The organism is Delftia sp. ASV31 (assembly GCF_016428765.1).
Classification (GTDB): Bacteria; Pseudomonadota; Gammaproteobacteria; order Burkholderiales; family Burkholderiaceae_C; genus Comamonas; species Comamonas acidovorans.
On sequence record NZ_JAELTK010000054.1, the window covers coordinates 26,320 to 43,163 of the forward strand.

Annotated in this window: 15 protein-coding genes and 1 pseudogene; 4 read left to right on the forward strand and 12 right to left on the reverse strand. The window is 66.7% G+C overall.

The window, feature by feature from the left end:
* Positions 1-5: 5 nt before the first annotated feature.
* From JHD82_RS18810 to JHD82_RS18845, 8 genes are all read right to left on the reverse strand, one after another.
* Entirely contained in the window at positions 6-1,907 is a 1,902-nt protein-coding gene (locus JHD82_RS18810) for a LodA/GoxA family CTQ-dependent oxidase (protein WP_199138090.1), read from the reverse strand.
* 178 nt (positions 1,908-2,085) lie between these two features.
* Complete coding sequence (rng, locus tag JHD82_RS18815; protein WP_199138092.1) at positions 2,086-3,573, reverse strand: ribonuclease G; 1,488 nt, start codon at positions 3,571-3,573, stop codon at positions 2,086-2,088.
* 161 nt (positions 3,574-3,734) lie between these two features.
* A complete protein-coding gene (locus tag JHD82_RS18820) occupies positions 3,735-4,349 on the reverse strand; it encodes a nucleoside triphosphate pyrophosphatase (protein WP_043820971.1) in 615 nt (204 codons plus the stop codon).
* Positions 4,350-4,476: 127 nt separating this feature from the next.
* Positions 4,477-4,944, reverse strand: a complete 468-nt coding sequence (gene rlmH / locus JHD82_RS18825; RefSeq protein ID WP_012205361.1) for a 23S rRNA (pseudouridine(1915)-N(3))-methyltransferase RlmH — start codon at positions 4,942-4,944, stop codon at positions 4,477-4,479.
* Positions 4,945-4,965: 21 nt separating this feature from the next.
* Positions 4,966-5,751 (reverse strand): ribosome silencing factor, encoded by a 786-nt coding sequence (rsfS, locus tag JHD82_RS18830; protein WP_199138099.1) that lies wholly within the window; start codon positions 5,749-5,751, stop codon positions 4,966-4,968.
* A 249-nt stretch (positions 5,752-6,000) separates the two neighbouring features.
* Entirely contained in the window at positions 6,001-6,990 is a 990-nt protein-coding gene (hemF, locus tag JHD82_RS18835) for an oxygen-dependent coproporphyrinogen oxidase (protein ID WP_199138100.1), read from the reverse strand.
* 4 nt (positions 6,991-6,994) lie between these two features.
* A complete protein-coding gene (gene purD, locus JHD82_RS18840; RefSeq protein ID WP_012205358.1) occupies positions 6,995-8,278 on the reverse strand; it encodes a phosphoribosylamine--glycine ligase in 1,284 nt (427 codons plus the stop codon).
* Positions 8,275-8,994: a YebC/PmpR family DNA-binding transcriptional regulator gene (locus JHD82_RS18845; protein ID WP_012205357.1), complete on the reverse strand. Its 720-nt coding sequence runs from the start codon at positions 8,992-8,994 to the stop codon at positions 8,275-8,277. Before JHD82_RS18845 ends, purD begins: the two co-directional genes overlap by 4 nt.
* A gap of 78 nt (positions 8,995-9,072) precedes the next feature.
* Between JHD82_RS18845 and JHD82_RS18850 the strand changes: the two genes are divergently transcribed.
* From JHD82_RS18850 to upp, 3 genes are all read left to right on the forward strand, one after another.
* Complete coding sequence (locus JHD82_RS18850) at positions 9,073-10,599, forward strand: helicase HerA-like domain-containing protein (protein ID WP_199138101.1); 1,527 nt, start codon at positions 9,073-9,075, stop codon at positions 10,597-10,599.
* Between the two features lie 147 nt (positions 10,600-10,746).
* Complete coding sequence (locus tag JHD82_RS18855; protein ID WP_043783498.1) at positions 10,747-11,724, forward strand: threo-3-hydroxy-L-aspartate ammonia-lyase; 978 nt, start codon at positions 10,747-10,749, stop codon at positions 11,722-11,724.
* 56 nt (positions 11,725-11,780) lie between these two features.
* Entirely contained in the window at positions 11,781-12,410 is a 630-nt protein-coding gene (gene upp, locus JHD82_RS18860) for a uracil phosphoribosyltransferase (RefSeq protein ID WP_012205354.1), read from the forward strand.
* A 72-nt stretch (positions 12,411-12,482) separates the two neighbouring features.
* On the opposite strand, the gene JHD82_RS18865 is transcribed toward upp, so the two are convergent.
* Positions 12,483-13,184, reverse strand: coding sequence for a YebC/PmpR family DNA-binding transcriptional regulator (locus JHD82_RS18865; protein ID WP_012205353.1), 702 nt, complete (start codon positions 13,182-13,184; stop codon positions 12,483-12,485).
* 292 nt (positions 13,185-13,476) lie between these two features.
* Between JHD82_RS18865 and JHD82_RS18870 the strand changes: the two are divergent.
* Positions 13,477-13,617, forward strand: a pseudogene (locus JHD82_RS18870) (PQQ-dependent sugar dehydrogenase); the annotation flags it as partial.
* A 20-nt stretch (positions 13,618-13,637) separates the two neighbouring features.
* Here the strand turns inward: JHD82_RS18870 and JHD82_RS18875 are convergent.
* The 3 genes from JHD82_RS18875 to JHD82_RS18885 form a co-directional block, all read right to left on the reverse strand.
* Positions 13,638-14,630, reverse strand: coding sequence for a tripartite tricarboxylate transporter substrate binding protein (locus JHD82_RS18875; protein ID WP_199138102.1), 993 nt, complete (start codon positions 14,628-14,630; stop codon positions 13,638-13,640).
* A 63-nt stretch (positions 14,631-14,693) separates the two neighbouring features.
* Positions 14,694-15,527: an amidohydrolase gene (locus JHD82_RS18880; protein ID WP_199138103.1), complete on the reverse strand. Its 834-nt coding sequence runs from the start codon at positions 15,525-15,527 to the stop codon at positions 14,694-14,696.
* On the reverse strand, positions 15,527-16,690 hold the full coding sequence (locus tag JHD82_RS18885; RefSeq protein ID WP_065345714.1) for a CoA transferase: 1,164 nt from the start codon (positions 16,688-16,690) through the stop codon (positions 15,527-15,529). The genes JHD82_RS18880 and JHD82_RS18885 overlap by 1 nt, the downstream gene beginning before the upstream one ends.
* Between the last annotated feature and the right edge of the window lie 154 nt (positions 16,691-16,844).

Sequence of the window (16,844 nt, forward strand, 5' to 3'; positions counted from 1 at the left end):
GGCACTCAGCGCGGCAGCACCGGGCCGCGCTGCGTCATGGCGCGCAACTGCTGCTCGTTGTCTGCATCGAAGGGCTCGATGCGGGGAGGCGCCTCCTGCCCGTCCGGTTGCACCGCAGTCTTGAGCATGTGCGACGGCGCCGGGGCGATGCGGTTTTCCACCTGCATCACCGGCGGGAAGTCCTTGTCGCCTCGCAGGCCGGGCCGACTCTCGATGACGCCCATGTCACCGAAGTGGCTGATCATGCGGTTGATCTCGCTCTCATAGCCTTCCTCACCCAGTGTGCGGAACCACGACTCGCGCCGGTTGAAGGCGGCGACACGCTGCTCGCGCGGCAGCTCCGTGTCGATGACCCTTTCATAGGCCTCCTGCGTCAGCACCTGGTTGGGCACGCGGGCCGGCCAGAACGTGGGCAGGTAGGGGTCGTAGCGTGGGCCATAGCCGGCGTAATAGCCGCTGCGGCAGCTGGCGGTGTCGGTCTGCCAGGGGACCGCCATCCAGCGCGTGAGGTCGCCGGCCACCTGCGCATACAGCGGCCCGCTCTCGGACAGGGCTACCGCAGGCGTGAGCCGGGAGCCGTAGAGCTGCAGCTCGGGCGGATTCACTGCCGCCTCGCGGATGCGGAACGGCGCCCGGTACATGCTGGCGTGCCGCATGGGCCAGGTGATCTCGCAGCCCGGGTGGAAGGCATCGGCCAGGCAGTCGTCCATGGCGGCATGGTCGAGCATGGCCGGCTGCTCCTGCAGCGGCACGTCGGCGAGTTGGGCAGGGTACTGCTGGCCGGGTTTCCAGTCGGAGAGGAAATGGCCGCCGGCCCACAGGTCCAGCATTCTCAGCTGCGTGGCCGTCAGCGCCGCATGCTGGCGCGGCGTGTCGGCGGGCGGCACGGCCATGGCGTCGCCATACAGCCAGGGCCAGGGCTGGGGAGATGCGCCATCGCGGTCAAAGCGGCGAAAGGCATTGGCCACCTGCTGGCGCAGCTCGGCCCAGGTCGTGCCCGGGCTGTTGAGCCTGGCGATCCACGCCTCGTCATCCGCACTGGCCGCCCCGCCCCAGCCGAACTGGGATGCAAAGCCCTTGTTCGCCCACTGCAGGCTGCTCTGGCGCTGGAGTATGGGCAGGATGTGCCGGCTGAAGGAGACGTGCAGCGGGAAGGCGGCCATGCCCGAGTGGATGTACACATCCTCCATCAGGTCCTTCATGGTGCGCACCGACTTCATCTGCGGGCCGTAGTTGGGCGGCGCAACCGTGACCCATGCCGCATCCACCGGCACGGAAACGCCAGCCACGACGACCTTGGCACGCACGGGGCCGTCGGCCACATCGTCATGCCAGCCCTCGTTGTTCGCAAACGTGGTGGCCTTGGAGCCATCCACGGAGGCAGAGACGCCACGGCCTCCCAGCACGAGAAGCTGGCCCGTCTTTTCAATGCGCAATTCGCCCAGATAAACCGGCTTGCCGCAGAAACTGCCGCTGTCGAATGCCACCGGGGCCGAGCCTTTGGCAATGCGGCGGGCTCCAGGTCGAATGGCCAGGCTTTTCCGGTCCTTCACCGTGGCATTGCGCAAAATCGTGGGATCGGCCGTTGCGGCTTCAGGCACGTCCAGCGCCAATTGGAATTGATACCAGGCGGCCTTGGTATTGGCCAGTTCGACTTCCCATTCGATCTGGTCCTGGTCGGACGTGAGTTCACGCACCACCTCGCCCGCGGCGTTGTAGCCGTAGACGCGAAAGCGCGCCGCCTGCCGCTTGAGCGCGCCCTGCGCATCGCGCAGGCTGCCCGGCGCCATGGGCGGCACATGCATCAGCTCGGGGCCGACATAGTACTCATCCGGACTATTGCCAATACGCGCCACACCAATTCCCGGGTGTATGGCTGCACGCACAATGGTGGAGTCGATTCCCATTCGTCGCCCTTTCAGTTGCTGAGGCACTGATTGCAACAAACAGTATCAAAAAAGCCGAGACAAAGTTAATTATCGGGAATCAACAATCCATAGCAACGCAAGAATGAGTTCAATTGAACCCATTCATTCACCAATAGATGGGCTGCTATTGATAATGAATTAGCAGGATAAAATCGATTCACAGCAGCACGACGTCGTATTGCTCCTGTGCCATGGCTGTCTCGGCCTGCAGCGAGATGGGCTTCTTGATGAAGTCGGACAGACCGGCCAGGTGCTGGCTTTCCTCGTCCAGGAACATCTCCACCACCTTGGGCGAGGCCACGATGCGGAACTCGCGCGGGTTGAACTGGCGCGCCTCGCGCAGGATTTCGCGCAGCACCTCGTAGCAGACGCTGCGCACGGTCTTCACATGGCCCTTGCCCTGGCAGACCGGGCAGGATTCGCACAGCATGTGGGCCAGCGATTCGCGCGTGCGCTTGCGCGTCATCTCCACCAGGCCCAACTGCGAGAAACCGCCCGCCATGGTCTTGACGCGGTCGCGCCCGAGCTGGCGCTTGAATTCGGACAGCACCTCGGCCTGGTGGTCGTCGCGCACCATGTCGATGAAGTCCACGATGATGATGCCGCCCAGGTTGCGCAGGCGCAGCTGGCGCGCGATCTGCTGGGCCGCTTCCAGGTTGGTCTTGAAGATGGTGTCGTCGAAATTGCGCGCCCCCACGTAGCCGCCGGTGTTGACGTCCACCGTGGTCAGCGCCTCGGTCTGGTCCACGATCAGGTAGCCGCCGGACTTGAGGTCCACGCGGCGGCCCAGCGCGCGGGCGATTTCCTCGTCGATGGCGAACAGATCGAAGATGGGCCGCTCGCCGCGGTAGTGCTGCAGCTTGGGCACGGCCGCCGGCATGTATTCCTGGCCGAAGGTCATGAGCAGGGCGAACTGCTCCTTGGAGTCGATGCGGATGCTCTGCGTGCCCTCGCCCACCAGATCGCGCAGCACGCGCTGCAGCAGGTTCAGGTCCTGGTGCAGCAGCGACATGGGCGGCAGGCGCACCGAGGCGTCCTTGATGCGGCTCCAGGTCTTGCGCAGGTAGCGGATGTCGTCGGCCAGCTCGGCGTCGCTGGAGTCTTCGCCATTGGTGCGCAGGATGAAGCCGCCGCCCCCGCCGGTTTCCTTGGTGCCCACCAGGCCCTGCAGGCGGGCGCGCAGCGCGTCGCGCTCGCCCTGCGGGATTTTCTGCGAGATGCCAATATGGTCATCCTGGGGCAGCAGCACCAGCAATCGCCCCGCAATGCTGATCTGCGTGGACAGGCGCGCGCCCTTGGTGCCGATCGGGTCCTTGATGACCTGCACCATGATGGTCTGGCCTTCGAAAACCTGCTTTTCGATGGGCACGACAGGCATGTCCTTGCGCGCGAACATGGGAGCCTCGCCCCCTTCCTGCCGCTGCCAGACATCGGCCACATGCAGGAAGGCCGCGCGCTCCAGGCCGATGTCGATGAAGGCCGACTGCATGCCCGGCAGCACGCGCGAGACCTTGCCCAGATAGACGTTGCCGACCAGGCCGCGCTCCAGCGGGCGCTCCATGTGCAGCTCCTGGACGGCGCCGTTCTCGATGATGGCCACGCGCGTTTCCTGTGGCGACCAATTGATCAGAATGTCTTGCTGCATGCTGTGCCTGTGGTGTGCTTTGTCGTTTGTATTTCTCGGCCATGGCGGCCCGGCAATCATTGCGCCGGTGGCCGCTTGCCACTATCTTGCCGCGCCATCCGCTGCCATCGGCGGTCTGCGCATGCCTGCACGCCCCTGCGGGCCCAGGTCGGGGAGCCGGCCTACAGTGCCCAGCCCAGCTCGCGCAGCAGCGCCGCCGTCTCGAACAGCGGCAGGCCCATGATGCCCGAGTAGCTGCCGTGCAGCCACTGCACATGGGCCGCCGCGCGGCCCTGTATGCCATAGGCGCCGGCCTTGCCCATGGGCTCGCCCGAGGCCACATACGCGTCGATCTGCTGCGCGCTCATGGCCGAGAAGCAGACCTGGGACACCGACAGAGCAGCCAGGCGCCGCGTGCCGTGCTGTATGGCGACGGCGGTCAGCACCTCGTGCTCGCGGCCCGCAAGCGCGGTCAGCATGCGGCGGGCATCGTCGGCATCGGCAGGCTTGCCAAGAATGCGGCCATCCAGCGCCACCGTGGTGTCCGAGCACAGCACGGGCGCCACCGCCAGGGCGCGGCGCGCATGGCGGGCCATGGCGGCATCGAGCTTGAGCGCGGTGACGCGCTGCACATAGTCGCGCGCTGCCTCATCGGCCAGTTCGGCCTCTATGGCCTCGGCATCTTCGGCAATGTCGCCCTCGGCGTTGGGCAGCAAAAGCTCATGGGCCACACCCAGCTGCTCCAGCAGCTGGCGGCGGCGGGGGCTCTGGGAGGCAAGGTAGATGAATGGCGGCATGATAAGAATGAGAAATGCCTTCAGCCCTTTGTTGCAAAGCGCTGAAGGCTATCAAAATCATAGTATCACGAGATCCTCGGATCCGCGTGACAGGGCCGCTGGCAGAGCCTGGGAGCCGGGACAGGCCCTATTCCCGGTGGTAGGGATGGCCGGCGTTGACCGACCAGGCACGGTACAGCTGCTCGATGAGCAGCACCCGCACCATGGCATGCGGCAGGGTCAGGTCCGACAGGCGGATGCGCTCGTGCGCAGCCTGCCTGAAGGCGGGGTCCAGTCCGTCCGGGCCGCCGATGATCAGGGCCACGTCGTCGCCCTCCAGCTGCCAGCCCTGCAGGCGCTGGGCCAGGGCCTTGGTCGTCAGATTGGTGCCGCGCTCGTCGAGCACGACGATGCGCGTGCCGCGCGGAATGGCGGCCTCGATGCGCTTGCGCTCGGCCGCGTACAGGGTCTCTACCGTCTTGGAGCCGCGCGGCTCGGTCTTGACGGCCTTGAGCTCCACCTTGAGCTCCGGGGGAAAGCGCTTGGCATAGTCGTCGTAGGCCGTCTGCGCCCAGTCGGGCACATGCTGGCCTACGGCCACAATCAACAGCTTCATGCAGCGTCAGTCCCGAACCGTTCAGGCCTTCGCGCGGGGAGCGCGCTTGGCGGCCGGCTTGGCAGCGGCACCTGCCTTGGGCTTGGCGGGAGCGCGGTTGACCACCACGGTCTTGATGGCCTTGGGCGCTGCCGTCTTGCGGGCCGGCGCCTTGGCGGCGGCCGACTTCACGGCGGCGGACTTGGGAGAGGCCGACTTTGCAGCAGCCGTACGGGATGCGGCCGGCTTGGCAGCTGCGGAACGGGGCGCAGCGGCCTTGGCAGGAGCTGCCTTCTTGGCAGCGGGCTTCTTGCCTGCAGCAGGTGCGGCGGCAGAAGCGGCCTTCTTGGCAGCAGGCTTGGCGGCCGTTGCAGCAGCCTTCTTGGAAGCGGCCTTCTTGGCCTTTTCCTCGGCCTTGTCGGTGGCGGCAGAGCGCGTGGGCTTGGGAGCACCCAGCTTCAGGCGCACAGGCGTTTCGCCCCAGATCTCTTCCAGGCGGTAGTACTGGCGGATGGCTGGCTGCATGACATGGACCACGGCCTGGCCGCAGTCCACGATGATCCACTCGCCGTTTTCTTCGCCTTCCTGGCGTGGCACGGGAAAACCGGCCTGCTTGACGGCGTCGCGCACGCTGGAGGCCAGCGCCTTGGTCTGGCGGTTGGAGGTGCCCGCAGCCACGATCACGCGCTCGAACAGCGGCGAGAGCTTTTCGGTATTGAAGACCTGGATGTCTTGGGCCTTGACGTTTTCGAGGCCGTCAACAATGGCGCGTTGCAGCTTGGTCACGTCGCGCTTGGCTGCGGAATCCGATTTGGTGGAAGTGGTCATCAGGCGGTGATCAGTGGAATAGAAATGGGATCAATATAGCGCGAGCGCCGTGCGGCCCGTAGAGGGCTTGGCTGTAGCGGCGCTCCAAAATGCATGGAGTTCGCCCACAGATCGCCGGAAGATTTCGCGCCGAAGAAAGTGGAGAACGCAGCCAACGCTGCGCCTCAAGCTATTGAAATTATAGTTTTGCCGCCTATTCCCTTGCACGCGCGGATTTCGCCACGCGGCCGGAGATGGCGGCAATGGAGCTCAAAGCCAGTCGCGGCGCACCAGGAATTGCTCCAGCAGCGCCCGCTCGGGCGTGCCGGGCGCGTCCTCGCGCTGGTAGCTCCAGCTCGCATGCGGGGGCATGGACAGCAAGATGGATTCCGTGCGCCCGCCGGACTGCAGGCCGAAGTGCGTGCCCCGGTCCCAGACCAGGTTGAACTCCACGTAGCGGCCGCGGCGGTAGCGCTGGAAATCGACCTGCTGCTGCCCGTAGTCCATGGCCTGCCGGCGCTCGACGATGGGCAGGTAGGACTCCAGAAAGGAATCTCCCACCGAACGCAGCATGTCGAAGCTGCGCGCCTGGCCCAGTTCAGAGAAGTCGTCGAAGAAGATGCCGCCGATGCCGCGCTGCTCGTTGCGGTGCTTCAGGCAGAAGTACTCGTCGCACCAGGTCTTGAAGCGCGGGTAGAGCGTGTCGCCAAAAGGCGCCAGCGCATCGCGGCAGACGCGGTGAAAGTGCTGTGCATCTTCCTCGAAGCCGTAGACCGGTGTCAGGTCCATGCCGCCGCCGAACCAGCAGGTGGGCTCGTTGCCCGGTTGCCCTGCCGCACCTGAGCCGGCCGCACCTGAGCCGGCCGCATCTGAGCCGGCCGCAATCATTCGCACATTCATGTGTACCGTAGGCACAAAAGGATTGCGCGGATGGAAGACCAGGGACACGCCCATGGCCTCGAACGGCGCACCCGCCAGTTCAGGCCGGTGCTGCGTGGCCGAGGGCGGCAGCTGCGGCCCGCGCACATGCGAGAAGCCGCAGCCCGCGCGCTCGAACACGCGGCCGCCCTCCATGATGCGGGTGATGCCATCGCCCTGCAGGCGCTCGCCGGGGCCCTTGCTCCAGGTGTCGGACAGAAAGCGTGCACCGCCCTCGCCTTCCACCTGCTCCAGCGCCTGCGTGATGCGGGCCTGCAGGCCCGTCAGGTACTCGCGCACCTGGGCCACGGGCAGCGCCTGCCCGGTCGATTGCTCTGCCATGGACTCAGTTCTTCACGGCACGGAAGCCAATGTCGCGGCGGTACTGGGCACCATCGAAATGGATGCCGCGCGCCACGTCATAGACCTTTTGCTGGGCCTGCTTGACGCTGTCGGCCAGCACGGTGACGCACAGCACGCGGCCACCGCTGGTGACGGGCACGCCGTCCTTGAGCTGGGTGCCGGCATGGAAGACCATGGCGTCGGCGGCGTCCTGCGGCAGCCCGCTGATGGCATCGCCCTTGCGCGGGTCCTCGGGGTAGCCTGCTGCGGCCATGACCACGCCCAGCGCCGTGCGGCGGTCCCATTGCAGCTCGACCTGGTCGAGCTTGGCATCGGTGGCCGCCAGCATGACGTCCACCAGATCGCTCTTAAGGCGCATCATGATGGGCTGGGTCTCGGGGTCGCCCATGCGGCAGTTGAACTCCAGCGTCTTGGGATGGCCGGACGCGTCGATCATCAGGCCCGCATAGAGGAAGCCGGTGTAGGGAATGCCGTCCTTTTCCATGCCGCGGATGGTCGGCAGGATGATCTCGCGCATGGCGCGGGCATGCACGTCGGCCGTGACCACGGGCGCGGGCGAGTAGGCGCCCATGCCGCCCGTGTTCGGGCCCTGGTCGCCGTCCTTCAGGCGCTTGTGGTCCTGGCTGGTTGCCAGGGCCAGGACGTTCTTGCCGTCGCACAGCACGATAAAGCTGGCTTCCTCGCCGGCGAGGAATTCCTCGATCACCACGCGGGCGCCGCCGTCGTTGTGGGCCACGCCGTACTTGTTGTCCACGAGCATGAAGTCCACGGCGTCGTGGGCTTCCTGCAGCGTTGTCGCAACGACCACGCCCTTGCCTGCGGCCAGGCCGTCGGCCTTGACCACGATGGGCGCACCCAGGCGGTCCACGTAGGCATGGGCCGCCACCGGGTCGGTGAAGGTTTCATAGAGCGCCGTGGGGATGCCGTGGCGCGCCATGAAGTCCTTGGAGAAGGCCTTGGAGCTTTCCAGCTGGGCGGCCGCCTTGGAGGGGCCGAAGATGCGCAGGCCGTGGGCGCGGAACTCATCGACCACGCCGGCAGCCAGCGGGGCCTCGGGGCCGACCACGGTCAGCGCGACCTTCTCGGCCTGCGCCCACTCGCGCAGCGCCTGCGGGTCGGTGATGTTGAGGTTTTCCACCTTGCCGCCGGCCAGGCCCGTGCCACCGTTGCCGGGGGCCACATAGACCTTGGTCGATTTCGGCGATTCAGCCAGTTTCCACGCCAGGGCGTGCTCGCGGCCTCCGCCACCAATCACAAGAATTTTCATAGTTCAGCGTTGTGGTAGACGTCCTGTACGTCATCCAGGTCTTCGATCATGTCCAGCAGCTTTTGCATGCGGGCTGCGTCATCGCCTTGCAGGGCGATGGTGTTTTCCGGGCGCATGGTGACTTCAGCCACCTCCGGCGTCAGGCCCTTGGCCTGCAGCGCGTCGCGCACGGTTTCGAACTCTGCGGGTGCGGTCAGCACCTCGATGGCTCCCTCGTCATCGGTGATCACGTCCTCGGCGCCGGCCTCCAGAGCCACTTCCATGATCTGGTCCTCGTCGCTTCCGGGAGCGAAGATCAGTTGTCCGACATGCTTGAACTGGAAGGACACGGAACCCTCCGTGCCCATGTTGCCACCGTACTTGCTGAAGGCGTGACGCACATCCGCCACAGTGCGCACGCGATTGTCGGTCATGGTGTCCACGATGATGGCCGCGCCGCCGATGCCATAGCCTTCGTAGCGGATTTCCTCGTAGGTCACGCCTTCGAGGTTGCCCGTGGCCTTGTCGATGTTGCGCTTGATGTTGTCGGCCGGCATGTTGGCCGCCTTGGCCTTTTCCACCGCCAGGCGCAGGCGCGGGTTGGCGCTGAGATCGCCCCCTCCCGTGCGTGCCGCCACCATGATTTCACGGATGATGCGAGTCCAGACCTTGCCGCGCTTTTCGTCCTGGCGGCCTTTGCGGTGCTGGATATTGGCCCATTTACTGTGTCCTGCCACAGGCTGTCCTTTGATATTGATTTAACCTTGCGGCTGGGATTTTACTTTTGACCGCATGCTCCCCCGAGGAAACCCGAAATGGCCGCTCCACTTCTGATCGCCCGCCACTCTGCCACAGAATGCCTGCTGCTGCCGGCACTGGCCAATCGACATGGCCTGATCACAGGCGCCACCGGCACCGGCAAGACCGTGACGCTGCAGAAAATGGCCGAGGGATTCTCCGAGATCGGCGTGCCGGTGTTCATGGCCGACATCAAGGGAGACCTGTCCGGCATCAGCCAGCCCGGCAGCACGGGCGCCAAGATGGCAGCCTCCCTGCAGGAGCGCGGCATCGAGATTCCCCAGCCCCTGGCCTGCCCCACAACGCTGTGGGACGTGTTCGGCGAGCTGGGTCACCCGGTGCGCGCCACGGTCTCGGACATGGGTCCGCTGCTGATCGGCCGCATGCTGGCCCTGAACGACACGCAGATGGGCGTGCTCAACCTGGTCTTCAAGATTGCCGACGACAACGGACTGCTGCTGCTGGACCTCAAGGACCTGCGCGCCATGCTCCAGCATGTGGGCGACAACGCCAAGCAGTTCACCACCGAGTACGGCAACATCAGCGCGGCCAGCGTGGGCGCCATACAGCGCGGACTGGTCGCCATCGAGTCGCAGGGCGGTGACAAGTTCTTTGGCGAGCCCATGCTCGACATCAACGACCTGATGCAGACCGATGCCGGCGGCAAGGGCGTGGTCAACATCCTGGCCGCCGAGAAGCTGATGAATTCGCCGCGCCTGTACTCCACCTTCCTGCTGTGGATGCTGTCCGAGCTGTTCGAGCGCCTGCCCGAGATCGGCGACCCCGACAAGCCCAAGCTGGTCTTCTTCTTCGACGAGGCCCACCTGCTGTTCAACGACGCGCCCAAGGTGCTGCTCGAACGCATCGAGCTGGTGGTGCGCCTGGTGCGCTCCAAGGGCGTGGGCGTGTATTTCGTCACGCAAAACCCCATGGACGTGCCCGACACCGTGCTGGCCCAGCTGGGCAACCGCGTGCAGCATGCGCTGCGCGCCTTCACGCCGCGCGACCAGAAAGCCGTCAAGGCCACGGCCACCACCATGCGGCCCAAGCCCGGCCTGGATATCGAGGCCGCCATCACCGAGCTGGCCGTGGGCGAGGCCCTGGTGAGCTTCCTCGACGACAAGGGACGCCCCGGCATCACCGAGCGTGCCTACGTGATCCCGCCCGGCAGCCAGATCGGCCCCATCAACGAGGAGCAGCGCAAGACCCTGCTGGCACAGTCGCTGGTGGCCGGCGTCTATGAAAAGGCGGTGGACCGCGAATCGGCCTACGAGGTGCTGCGCGGCCGCACGGCAGCGACCGGCGACGGCGCAGCGCCAAACGGCACGGGCCCGGCCGGTGCCACGCCTGCGGCGAGCGAAGGGGGCGCCATGATGGACGGGCTCAAGGACCTGCTGTTCGGCACCACCGGCCCGCGCGGCGGCAAGCACGACGGCCTGGTGCAGACCATGGCCAAGTCCACCATGCGCACCATGGGCAATTCGCTGGGCAAGGAAATCCTGCGCGGCGTGCTAGGCGGCATCCTGGGCAACAAGAAGCGCTGAAGCGCTGGCGCACCGGCCCTGCGCCGCATCAAACACCATAGCACCCAGCCGTTGCCATGCAACGGCTGGCGCATTTCAGGGCTCTGAAAGCCCGCGCATGCGGCTATGATCGAAAGCGCCTCCATCCACTTTGCGGAACCGCACGCCATGACGACGAACAGCCCACCCTCGCTGCCCACCTATGACGATGTCGCCGCCGCCGCCGGCCGGCTGGAGGGCGTGGCCCACCGCACACCCATACTGCGCAGCCGCACCGCCGACGAGCTGCTGGGCGCCCAGCTGTTCTTCAAGTGCGAGAACCTGCAGCGCACGGGCGCCTTCAAGATACGCGGCGCCTACAACGCGCTGTCGCAGTTCACGCCCGAGCAGCGCAAGCGCGGCGCACTGGCCTTCTCTTCGGGCAACCATGCCCAGGCCGTGGCACTGGCCGCGCAGATGCTGGACATGCCCGCGCTCATCGTCATGCCCGAGGATGCTCCCGCCTCCAAGATGGCGGCCACGCGCTCCTACGGCGCCCAGGTGGTGACCTATGACCGCTTCACCGAGGACCGCGAGGCCATCTCCCGCCGCCTGGCCGACGAGCGCGGCATGACGCTGATCCCGCCGTTCAACCACCGCGACGTGATCGCCGGCCAGGGCACGGCGGCCAAGGAACTGTTCGAGGAGGTGCCCGACCTGGACTACCTGTTCGTCTGCCTGGGCGGCGGCGGCCTGCTGTCGGGCAGCCTGCTGGCGGCCGGGCAACTGGCGCCGCGCTGCAAGGTCTACGGCGTCGAGCCCCAGGCCGGCGACGATGCCCGCCAGTCGCTGCGGGCAGGCCAGATCGTGCAGATCCCCACGCCCCACACCATTGCCGACGGTGCCCAGACCCAGTCCATCGGCGATATCACATTCGCCATCATCCGCGAGCATGTGGAAGATATCCTGGCCGTGGCGGACGAGCATCTGGTGCAGGCCATGCGCTTTTACGCGGAACGCAAGAAAATCGTGGTCGAACCCACGGGAGCGCTCTCGCTGGCGGGCGCCCTGCATGGCGGGGTTGCGCTGTCGGGCGCGCGCGTGGGCATTCTGATCAGCGGCGGCAATGTGGACCTGGCGCGCTACGCACGCTTTCTGCACGACTGAACCGCCCCCTGGCGCCGGCCGCAAATGCCGGCGCCCCTTTTTTCCAGAAGAAAACCATGAGTACTCTGCACCTGATCGACCACCCGCTGGTCCAACACAAGCTCACGCTGATGCGCCGCAAGGAAGCCAGCACCAACAGCTTCCGCCGCATGCTGGGCGAGCTGTCCACGCTGATGGCCTACGAGATCACGCGCGACATGCCGCTGCAGGACATCGAGATCGAAACCCCGCTGGAGACCATGACCGGCAAGGTCATCGACGGCAAGAAGCTGGTGCTGGTGTCCATCCTGCGCGCCGGCAACGGTTTCCTCGACGGCATGCTCAACGTCGTGCCCGGTGCGCGCATCGGCCACATCGGCCTGTACCGCGACCCCGAGACGCTGCAGCCCGTCGAGTACTACTTCAAGATGCCTTCCGAGATGGAAGAGCGCGACGTGCTGGTCGTCGATCCCATGCTGGCCACGGGCAATTCGGCCGCCGCCGCCGTGGCGCGCCTGAAGCAGCTGAACCCGAAGTCCATCAAGTTCATGTGCCTGCTGGCCGCGCCCGAAGGCGTGGCCACCATGCAAAAGGCCCATCCCGACGTGGACATCTACACGGCCGCCGTGGACCGCCAGCTCGACGCGCACGGCTACATCCTGCCGGGCCTGGGCGACGCGGGCGACCGCATCTTCGGCACCAAGTAGGCCTGGTGCACGCACCCACAAAAAAGCCGCACATCGTGCGGCTTTTTTGCTGGGGAGCGGGGGGCAGCGGGATCAATCCACCAGGCCCGCGTAGACGTGCTGCACGTCGTCATCGTTCTCGATGCCGGCCAGGAAGTCCTGCACTTCCTCCTGCTGCTCGGCCGACAGGCTGGCCATGCTGACCGGCGTCTTGGCCTTGTAGCCCAGCTTGGCCGACAGCACCTTGAAGCCCTGGGCCGGCAGCGCCTTGCTCACGGTATCCAGGTCCGTCGGGTCGGTGATGAACAGCGTCGTGCCCTCTTCCTCGCCGGGCTCGAAGTCCTGTGCGCCGGCCTCGATGGCGGCCAGCTCGGCATCGGCACCGCCTTCGGGCTCGCCCTCGATCATGCCCACATGGTCGAAGTCCCAGGCCACGGCCGTCATCTGGCCCTTGCGGAAGCACACGCGCATGTTGGGCGCCGTGCGGTTCACGTTGTCGGTCAGGCACTCGATCATCACGGGCACGCGGTTGGGGCCGTAGCCTTCATAGACCACGCGCTCGTAGTTGACGGCATCGGCACCCACGCCCGAGCCCTTCTTGATCGCACGCTCTAGCGTGTCCTTGGGCATGGAGGCCTTGCGGGCGGCTTCCACGGCCATGCGCAGGCGCGAGTTGCCTGCCGGATCGGCGCCGGCGCGCGCCGCGACGATGATTTCCTTGGCCAGCTTGCCAAACAGCTTTCCCTTGGCATCGGCGACCAGCGCCTTGCCCTTTGCTTTCCATTGCGCGCCCATGGCTGCTTTTCCCTTGCGGATTCTCTGGTGGGTAGGAGGCGCCGCCGACCGCCCCACGCAGGGACCCGGCCCGGCGCCGAAAGAGCGCTGTTTATACACCCGCGCAAGTGGCTGCGCGGGCTTTTTGCGCAGTGGTTGACAGGGCGCCGCTGGCTCTGGCCGCGTCGTGCATGATGTTTGCCAGATCAAGGCCGGCCGACTGCGATACAGCGCAGTCGGCCGGGCCGCATGCGCATCGTGCACGGTGACGGGCGCCTCGCGCCGGCACTGACTGGCCTGCCCCCTGTGGACCGGCAAGGTAACGACCAGCGAGCAGGTGCTGACGCGCCTGGGCCAGCGCATCCGTGATGTCCGCCAGGGACAGGACGGCTGGCTTCACCTGCTGACGGACGCCCAGGGCGGGCAGTTGCTGCGCGTCACCGCCACGCCCTGAGCCCCGTCACGCGCGGCGGCTCACTGCACGGTGATGCCATTGGCCTTGACCACGGCATCCCAGCGCTTGCGCTCGGCCGCCACGAAGCCCGTGAAGGCGGCGGAGGAACTGCCCACCGGCGTCAGGCCCAGCTTTTCAAGGCTGGCGCGCGTGGCCGGCAAGGCCAGGGCCTTTTGCACCAGGTCCTGCAGCTTCTGCACGGTCTCGGGCGCGGTACCCGCAGGCAGGAAGAAGCCGTTCCACTCCGTGACCTCGAAGCCCTTGATGCCGCTTTCCGCCACCGTGGGCACGTCGGGCAGGTCCGGCATGCGCTTGGCCGAGGACACGGCCAGTGCCTTGAGCTTGCCGCCCTTGACGTAGTTGATGCTGGAGGCCGCGTTGGCAAAGTACACATCGACCTGGCCGCCCATGACATCGACGATGGCGGGAGCCCCGCCCTTGTAGGGAACGTGGACGGCATCGAACCTGGCGTCTGCCTTGAGCAGTTCCGTCGCCATCTGGGCCAGGCTGCCCGGACCGTAGGAGGCATAGGTGAGCCTGCCGGGCTTTTGCCGCGCGGCATTCATGAAGTCGGCCAGGCTGTTGTAGGGCGAGGACGGCGCGGCCACGAGGATGTTGGGCACGCTGATGGCCTGGGACACGGCAATGAAGTCCTTGGCCGGGTCATAGGGCAGCTTGCGCAATGCGGGGTTGATGGCGAAGGACGATGCGTCATACAGCACCGTATAGCCATCGGCCTTGGCACGCGCCACGAGGGCGGCGCCGATGGCGCCGCTGGCGCCGGCCTTGTTGTCCACCACCACGGTCTGGCCCGAGACCTCGCCCAGCGCCTTGGCGATGATGCGCGCCGCATTGTCCGCACCGCCACCGGCCGAGAACGGCACGACGACCGTGATGGCCTGCGCGGCCGGATAGTCGGCCGCATGCAGCGTGCCCTGGAACAGGCCCAGCCCCGCCCCAATACCCAAGGCCAGCACCGTCATGGCGGGCCGCAGTGTCTTGATCTTCTTCACGTTTCTGTCTCCTGTTGCTCAATGGTGAAAACCTGGGCTGCGAGGCTTGCGTGCCCCGCGCCCTCAATCGAATCCGTACAGCTCGGCGGCGTTGTCCACCAGCACGCGGGCGCGCAGCGCCGCATCGGGAATCCAGCGCGACAGCAGCGCCAGCAGCATGGGGGTCTGCGGCGGATGGGCAGCTTCAGTGACATGGGGCCAGTCGCTGCCCCAGACCAGGCGCTGCGGGGCCTCGGACACCCAGGCCTGCGCCAGCGCGTCGCAGTCGGCATAGCCTGCGGCCAGGCCCGCCCGGCTGTTCAGATACGGGCCCGAGAGCTTGACCCAGGCCCTGCCCTGCTGCACCAGCCCACGGACCACGCCGAAGGCAGACTGGTGCACGCCAGCGCCGTCAGCACTGTCAGCGAGCCGCGCCATGTGGTCGAACACCAGGGTGCATGGCAGCCGCTGCAGCAGCGCCGCATGGGCCTCGATCTGGCTGGCCAGCCAGTGCAGTTGCACATGCCAGCCCAGCGCGGCAATGCGCTCGGCCAACGGCTCCAGCATGTCCAGCCGCACGGCTGCATCGTGCTCGGTGTGCAGCGAAAAGCGGATGCCGCGAATGCCGCCGTCATGCAGCGCCTGCAACTGTGCGTCGGTGATATCGGGGTGCACCACGGCAATGCCGCGCGTGCTTGCTGCGCCTAGCGACTGGATGGCGTGCAGCGTGACCCGGTTGTCCGTGCCATGCGCACGCGGCTGGACGATGACGGCGCGCTCCAGCCCCATGGCGCCGCGCAGCTGCGCATAGTCGGCAGCCGTGGCATGGGCACCAAAACGCGTATCAAAACACGTACCAAAGCGCGGATCGAAGACGTGCAGATGGGCGTCGCAGGCGCCAGCGGGCAGTGCCTGCATCAGCAGCCCTCTTGCGCGGCGGCCTTCAGTGCCTCGGTATGCTGACCCAGCGTGGGGGCGGCAAAGGCCGGCGGGCCGGGCGTGCGGTCGAATTCGACGGCGCCGGCAAAGCCCCGGTAGCTGCCCAAGGTCGGGTGCTCGAAGCGGGTGACCATGCCCTCGGCCTGCACCTGCGGGTCGTCGAACATGTCTTCCACCGTGCGGGCCGCCGCGCAGGGCACTTCCTCGCCGAACAAGGCCTCCCATTCCAGTGCGCTGCGCCCCGCAAGCGCCTGGCGCAGCAGCGGCACCAGCACGTCGCGGTGCTGGGCGCGCTTGCGCACGGAGTCGTAGCGCTCGTCGCTGGCCACCTCGGGCAGATCCAGCTTGCGGCACAGCGCCGCCCAGAAATGCGCGGTGTTGGCCGAAATGTAGAGATATCCTTCGCGCGTCGGGTGGATGCCCGTGATGCCGCCGGAGCGCATGTCGCGCCCTACCTCGCGCGGCTCGCCCTCGGCCCAGACCATGCGTGCGGACTGCATGGTCAGCGCCGCGCGCAGCAGGGACACGCCCACATGCTGGCCCAGCCCGCTTTTCTCGCGCTCGTACAGCGCCGACGACACGCCGCCCGCCACCAGGGCCGAGGCGTAGTAGTCCACCACGGAGCCATAGAGAATCTCGGGCGGCCCGCCTGCCTTGCCCTGCATGGCGCACATGCCGGTCATGGTCTGCAGCACCTGGTCGTAGCCCGCCTTGGCCTTGAGCGGCCCGCGGCTGCCATAGCCGGTGACGCTGCAATAGATGAGGCGTGGGTTGATGGCGGCCAGTTGCGCAAAACCGATGCCCAGCCGCTCGGGCACGCCGGGGCGGAAGTTGTGGACCAGCACATCGGCCTCGCGCACCAGGCGCAGCAGCACGGCATGGTCGGCCTCATCCTTCAGGTCCAGCACCATGCCCCACTTGCTGCGGTTCACGCCCAGGAAGGCGCGGCTTTCCGCTTCCAGCGTGGAGGGGTACTTGCGCAGGTTGTCGCCCACGGGCGGCTCGACCTTGATGACCTCGGCGCCCTGGTCCGCCAGCAGCGAGCAGCCATAAGGCCCCGCGATATAGGCGCTCAGATCCAGCACGCGCACACCGCTGAGCGGGCCTTTCGGTCCCTGGCGTTCACCGGGAACAAAACTCATTCGTTTCTCCTGATAGGGAAGCGGGAAGGCCTGGGGCGCCTCCCGCCAGCGGCCGGGTTCAATCGGCCTGGATATTGCGGTCCTTGGCGAGCTGCTTCCAGCGCGCCACGTCGCTGCGGATCACCTGCGCGAACTGCTGCGGCGTCACGGGGTT

What these genes read in the sequence shown, in the direction of transcription:
- JHD82_RS18810 (WP_199138090.1), bottom strand. Translation starts at nt 1,907, where the DNA reads ATGGGAATCGACTCCACCATTGTGCGTGCAGCCATACACCCGGGAATT.
- rng (WP_199138092.1), bottom strand. Translation starts at nt 3,573, where the DNA reads ATGCAGCAAGACATTCTGATCAATTGGTCGCCACAGGAAACGCGCGTG.
- JHD82_RS18820 (WP_043820971.1), bottom strand. Translation starts at nt 4,349, where the DNA reads ATGCCGCCATTCATCTACCTTGCCTCCCAGAGCCCCCGCCGCCGCCAG.
- rlmH (WP_012205361.1), bottom strand. Translation starts at nt 4,944, where the DNA reads ATGAAGCTGTTGATTGTGGCCGTAGGCCAGCATGTGCCCGACTGGGCG.
- rsfS (WP_199138099.1), bottom strand. Translation starts at nt 5,751, where the DNA reads ATGACCACTTCCACCAAATCGGATTCCGCAGCCAAGCGCGACGTGACC.
- hemF (WP_199138100.1), bottom strand. Translation starts at nt 6,990, where the DNA reads ATGGCAGAGCAATCGACCGGGCAGGCGCTGCCCGTGGCCCAGGTGCGC.
- purD (WP_012205358.1), bottom strand. Translation starts at nt 8,278, where the DNA reads ATGAAAATTCTTGTGATTGGTGGCGGAGGCCGCGAGCACGCCCTGGCG.
- JHD82_RS18850 (WP_199138101.1), top strand. Translation starts at nt 9,073, where the DNA reads ATGGCCGCTCCACTTCTGATCGCCCGCCACTCTGCCACAGAATGCCTG.
- JHD82_RS18855 (WP_043783498.1), top strand. Translation starts at nt 10,747, where the DNA reads ATGACGACGAACAGCCCACCCTCGCTGCCCACCTATGACGATGTCGCC.
- upp (WP_012205354.1), top strand. Translation starts at nt 11,781, where the DNA reads ATGAGTACTCTGCACCTGATCGACCACCCGCTGGTCCAACACAAGCTC.
- JHD82_RS18865 (WP_012205353.1), bottom strand. Translation starts at nt 13,184, where the DNA reads ATGGGCGCGCAATGGAAAGCAAAGGGCAAGGCGCTGGTCGCCGATGCC.
- JHD82_RS18880 (WP_199138103.1), bottom strand. Translation starts at nt 15,527, where the DNA reads ATGCAGGCACTGCCCGCTGGCGCCTGCGACGCCCATCTGCACGTCTTC.
- JHD82_RS18885 (WP_065345714.1), bottom strand. Translation starts at nt 16,690, where the DNA reads ATGAGTTTTGTTCCCGGTGAACGCCAGGGACCGAAAGGCCCGCTCAGC.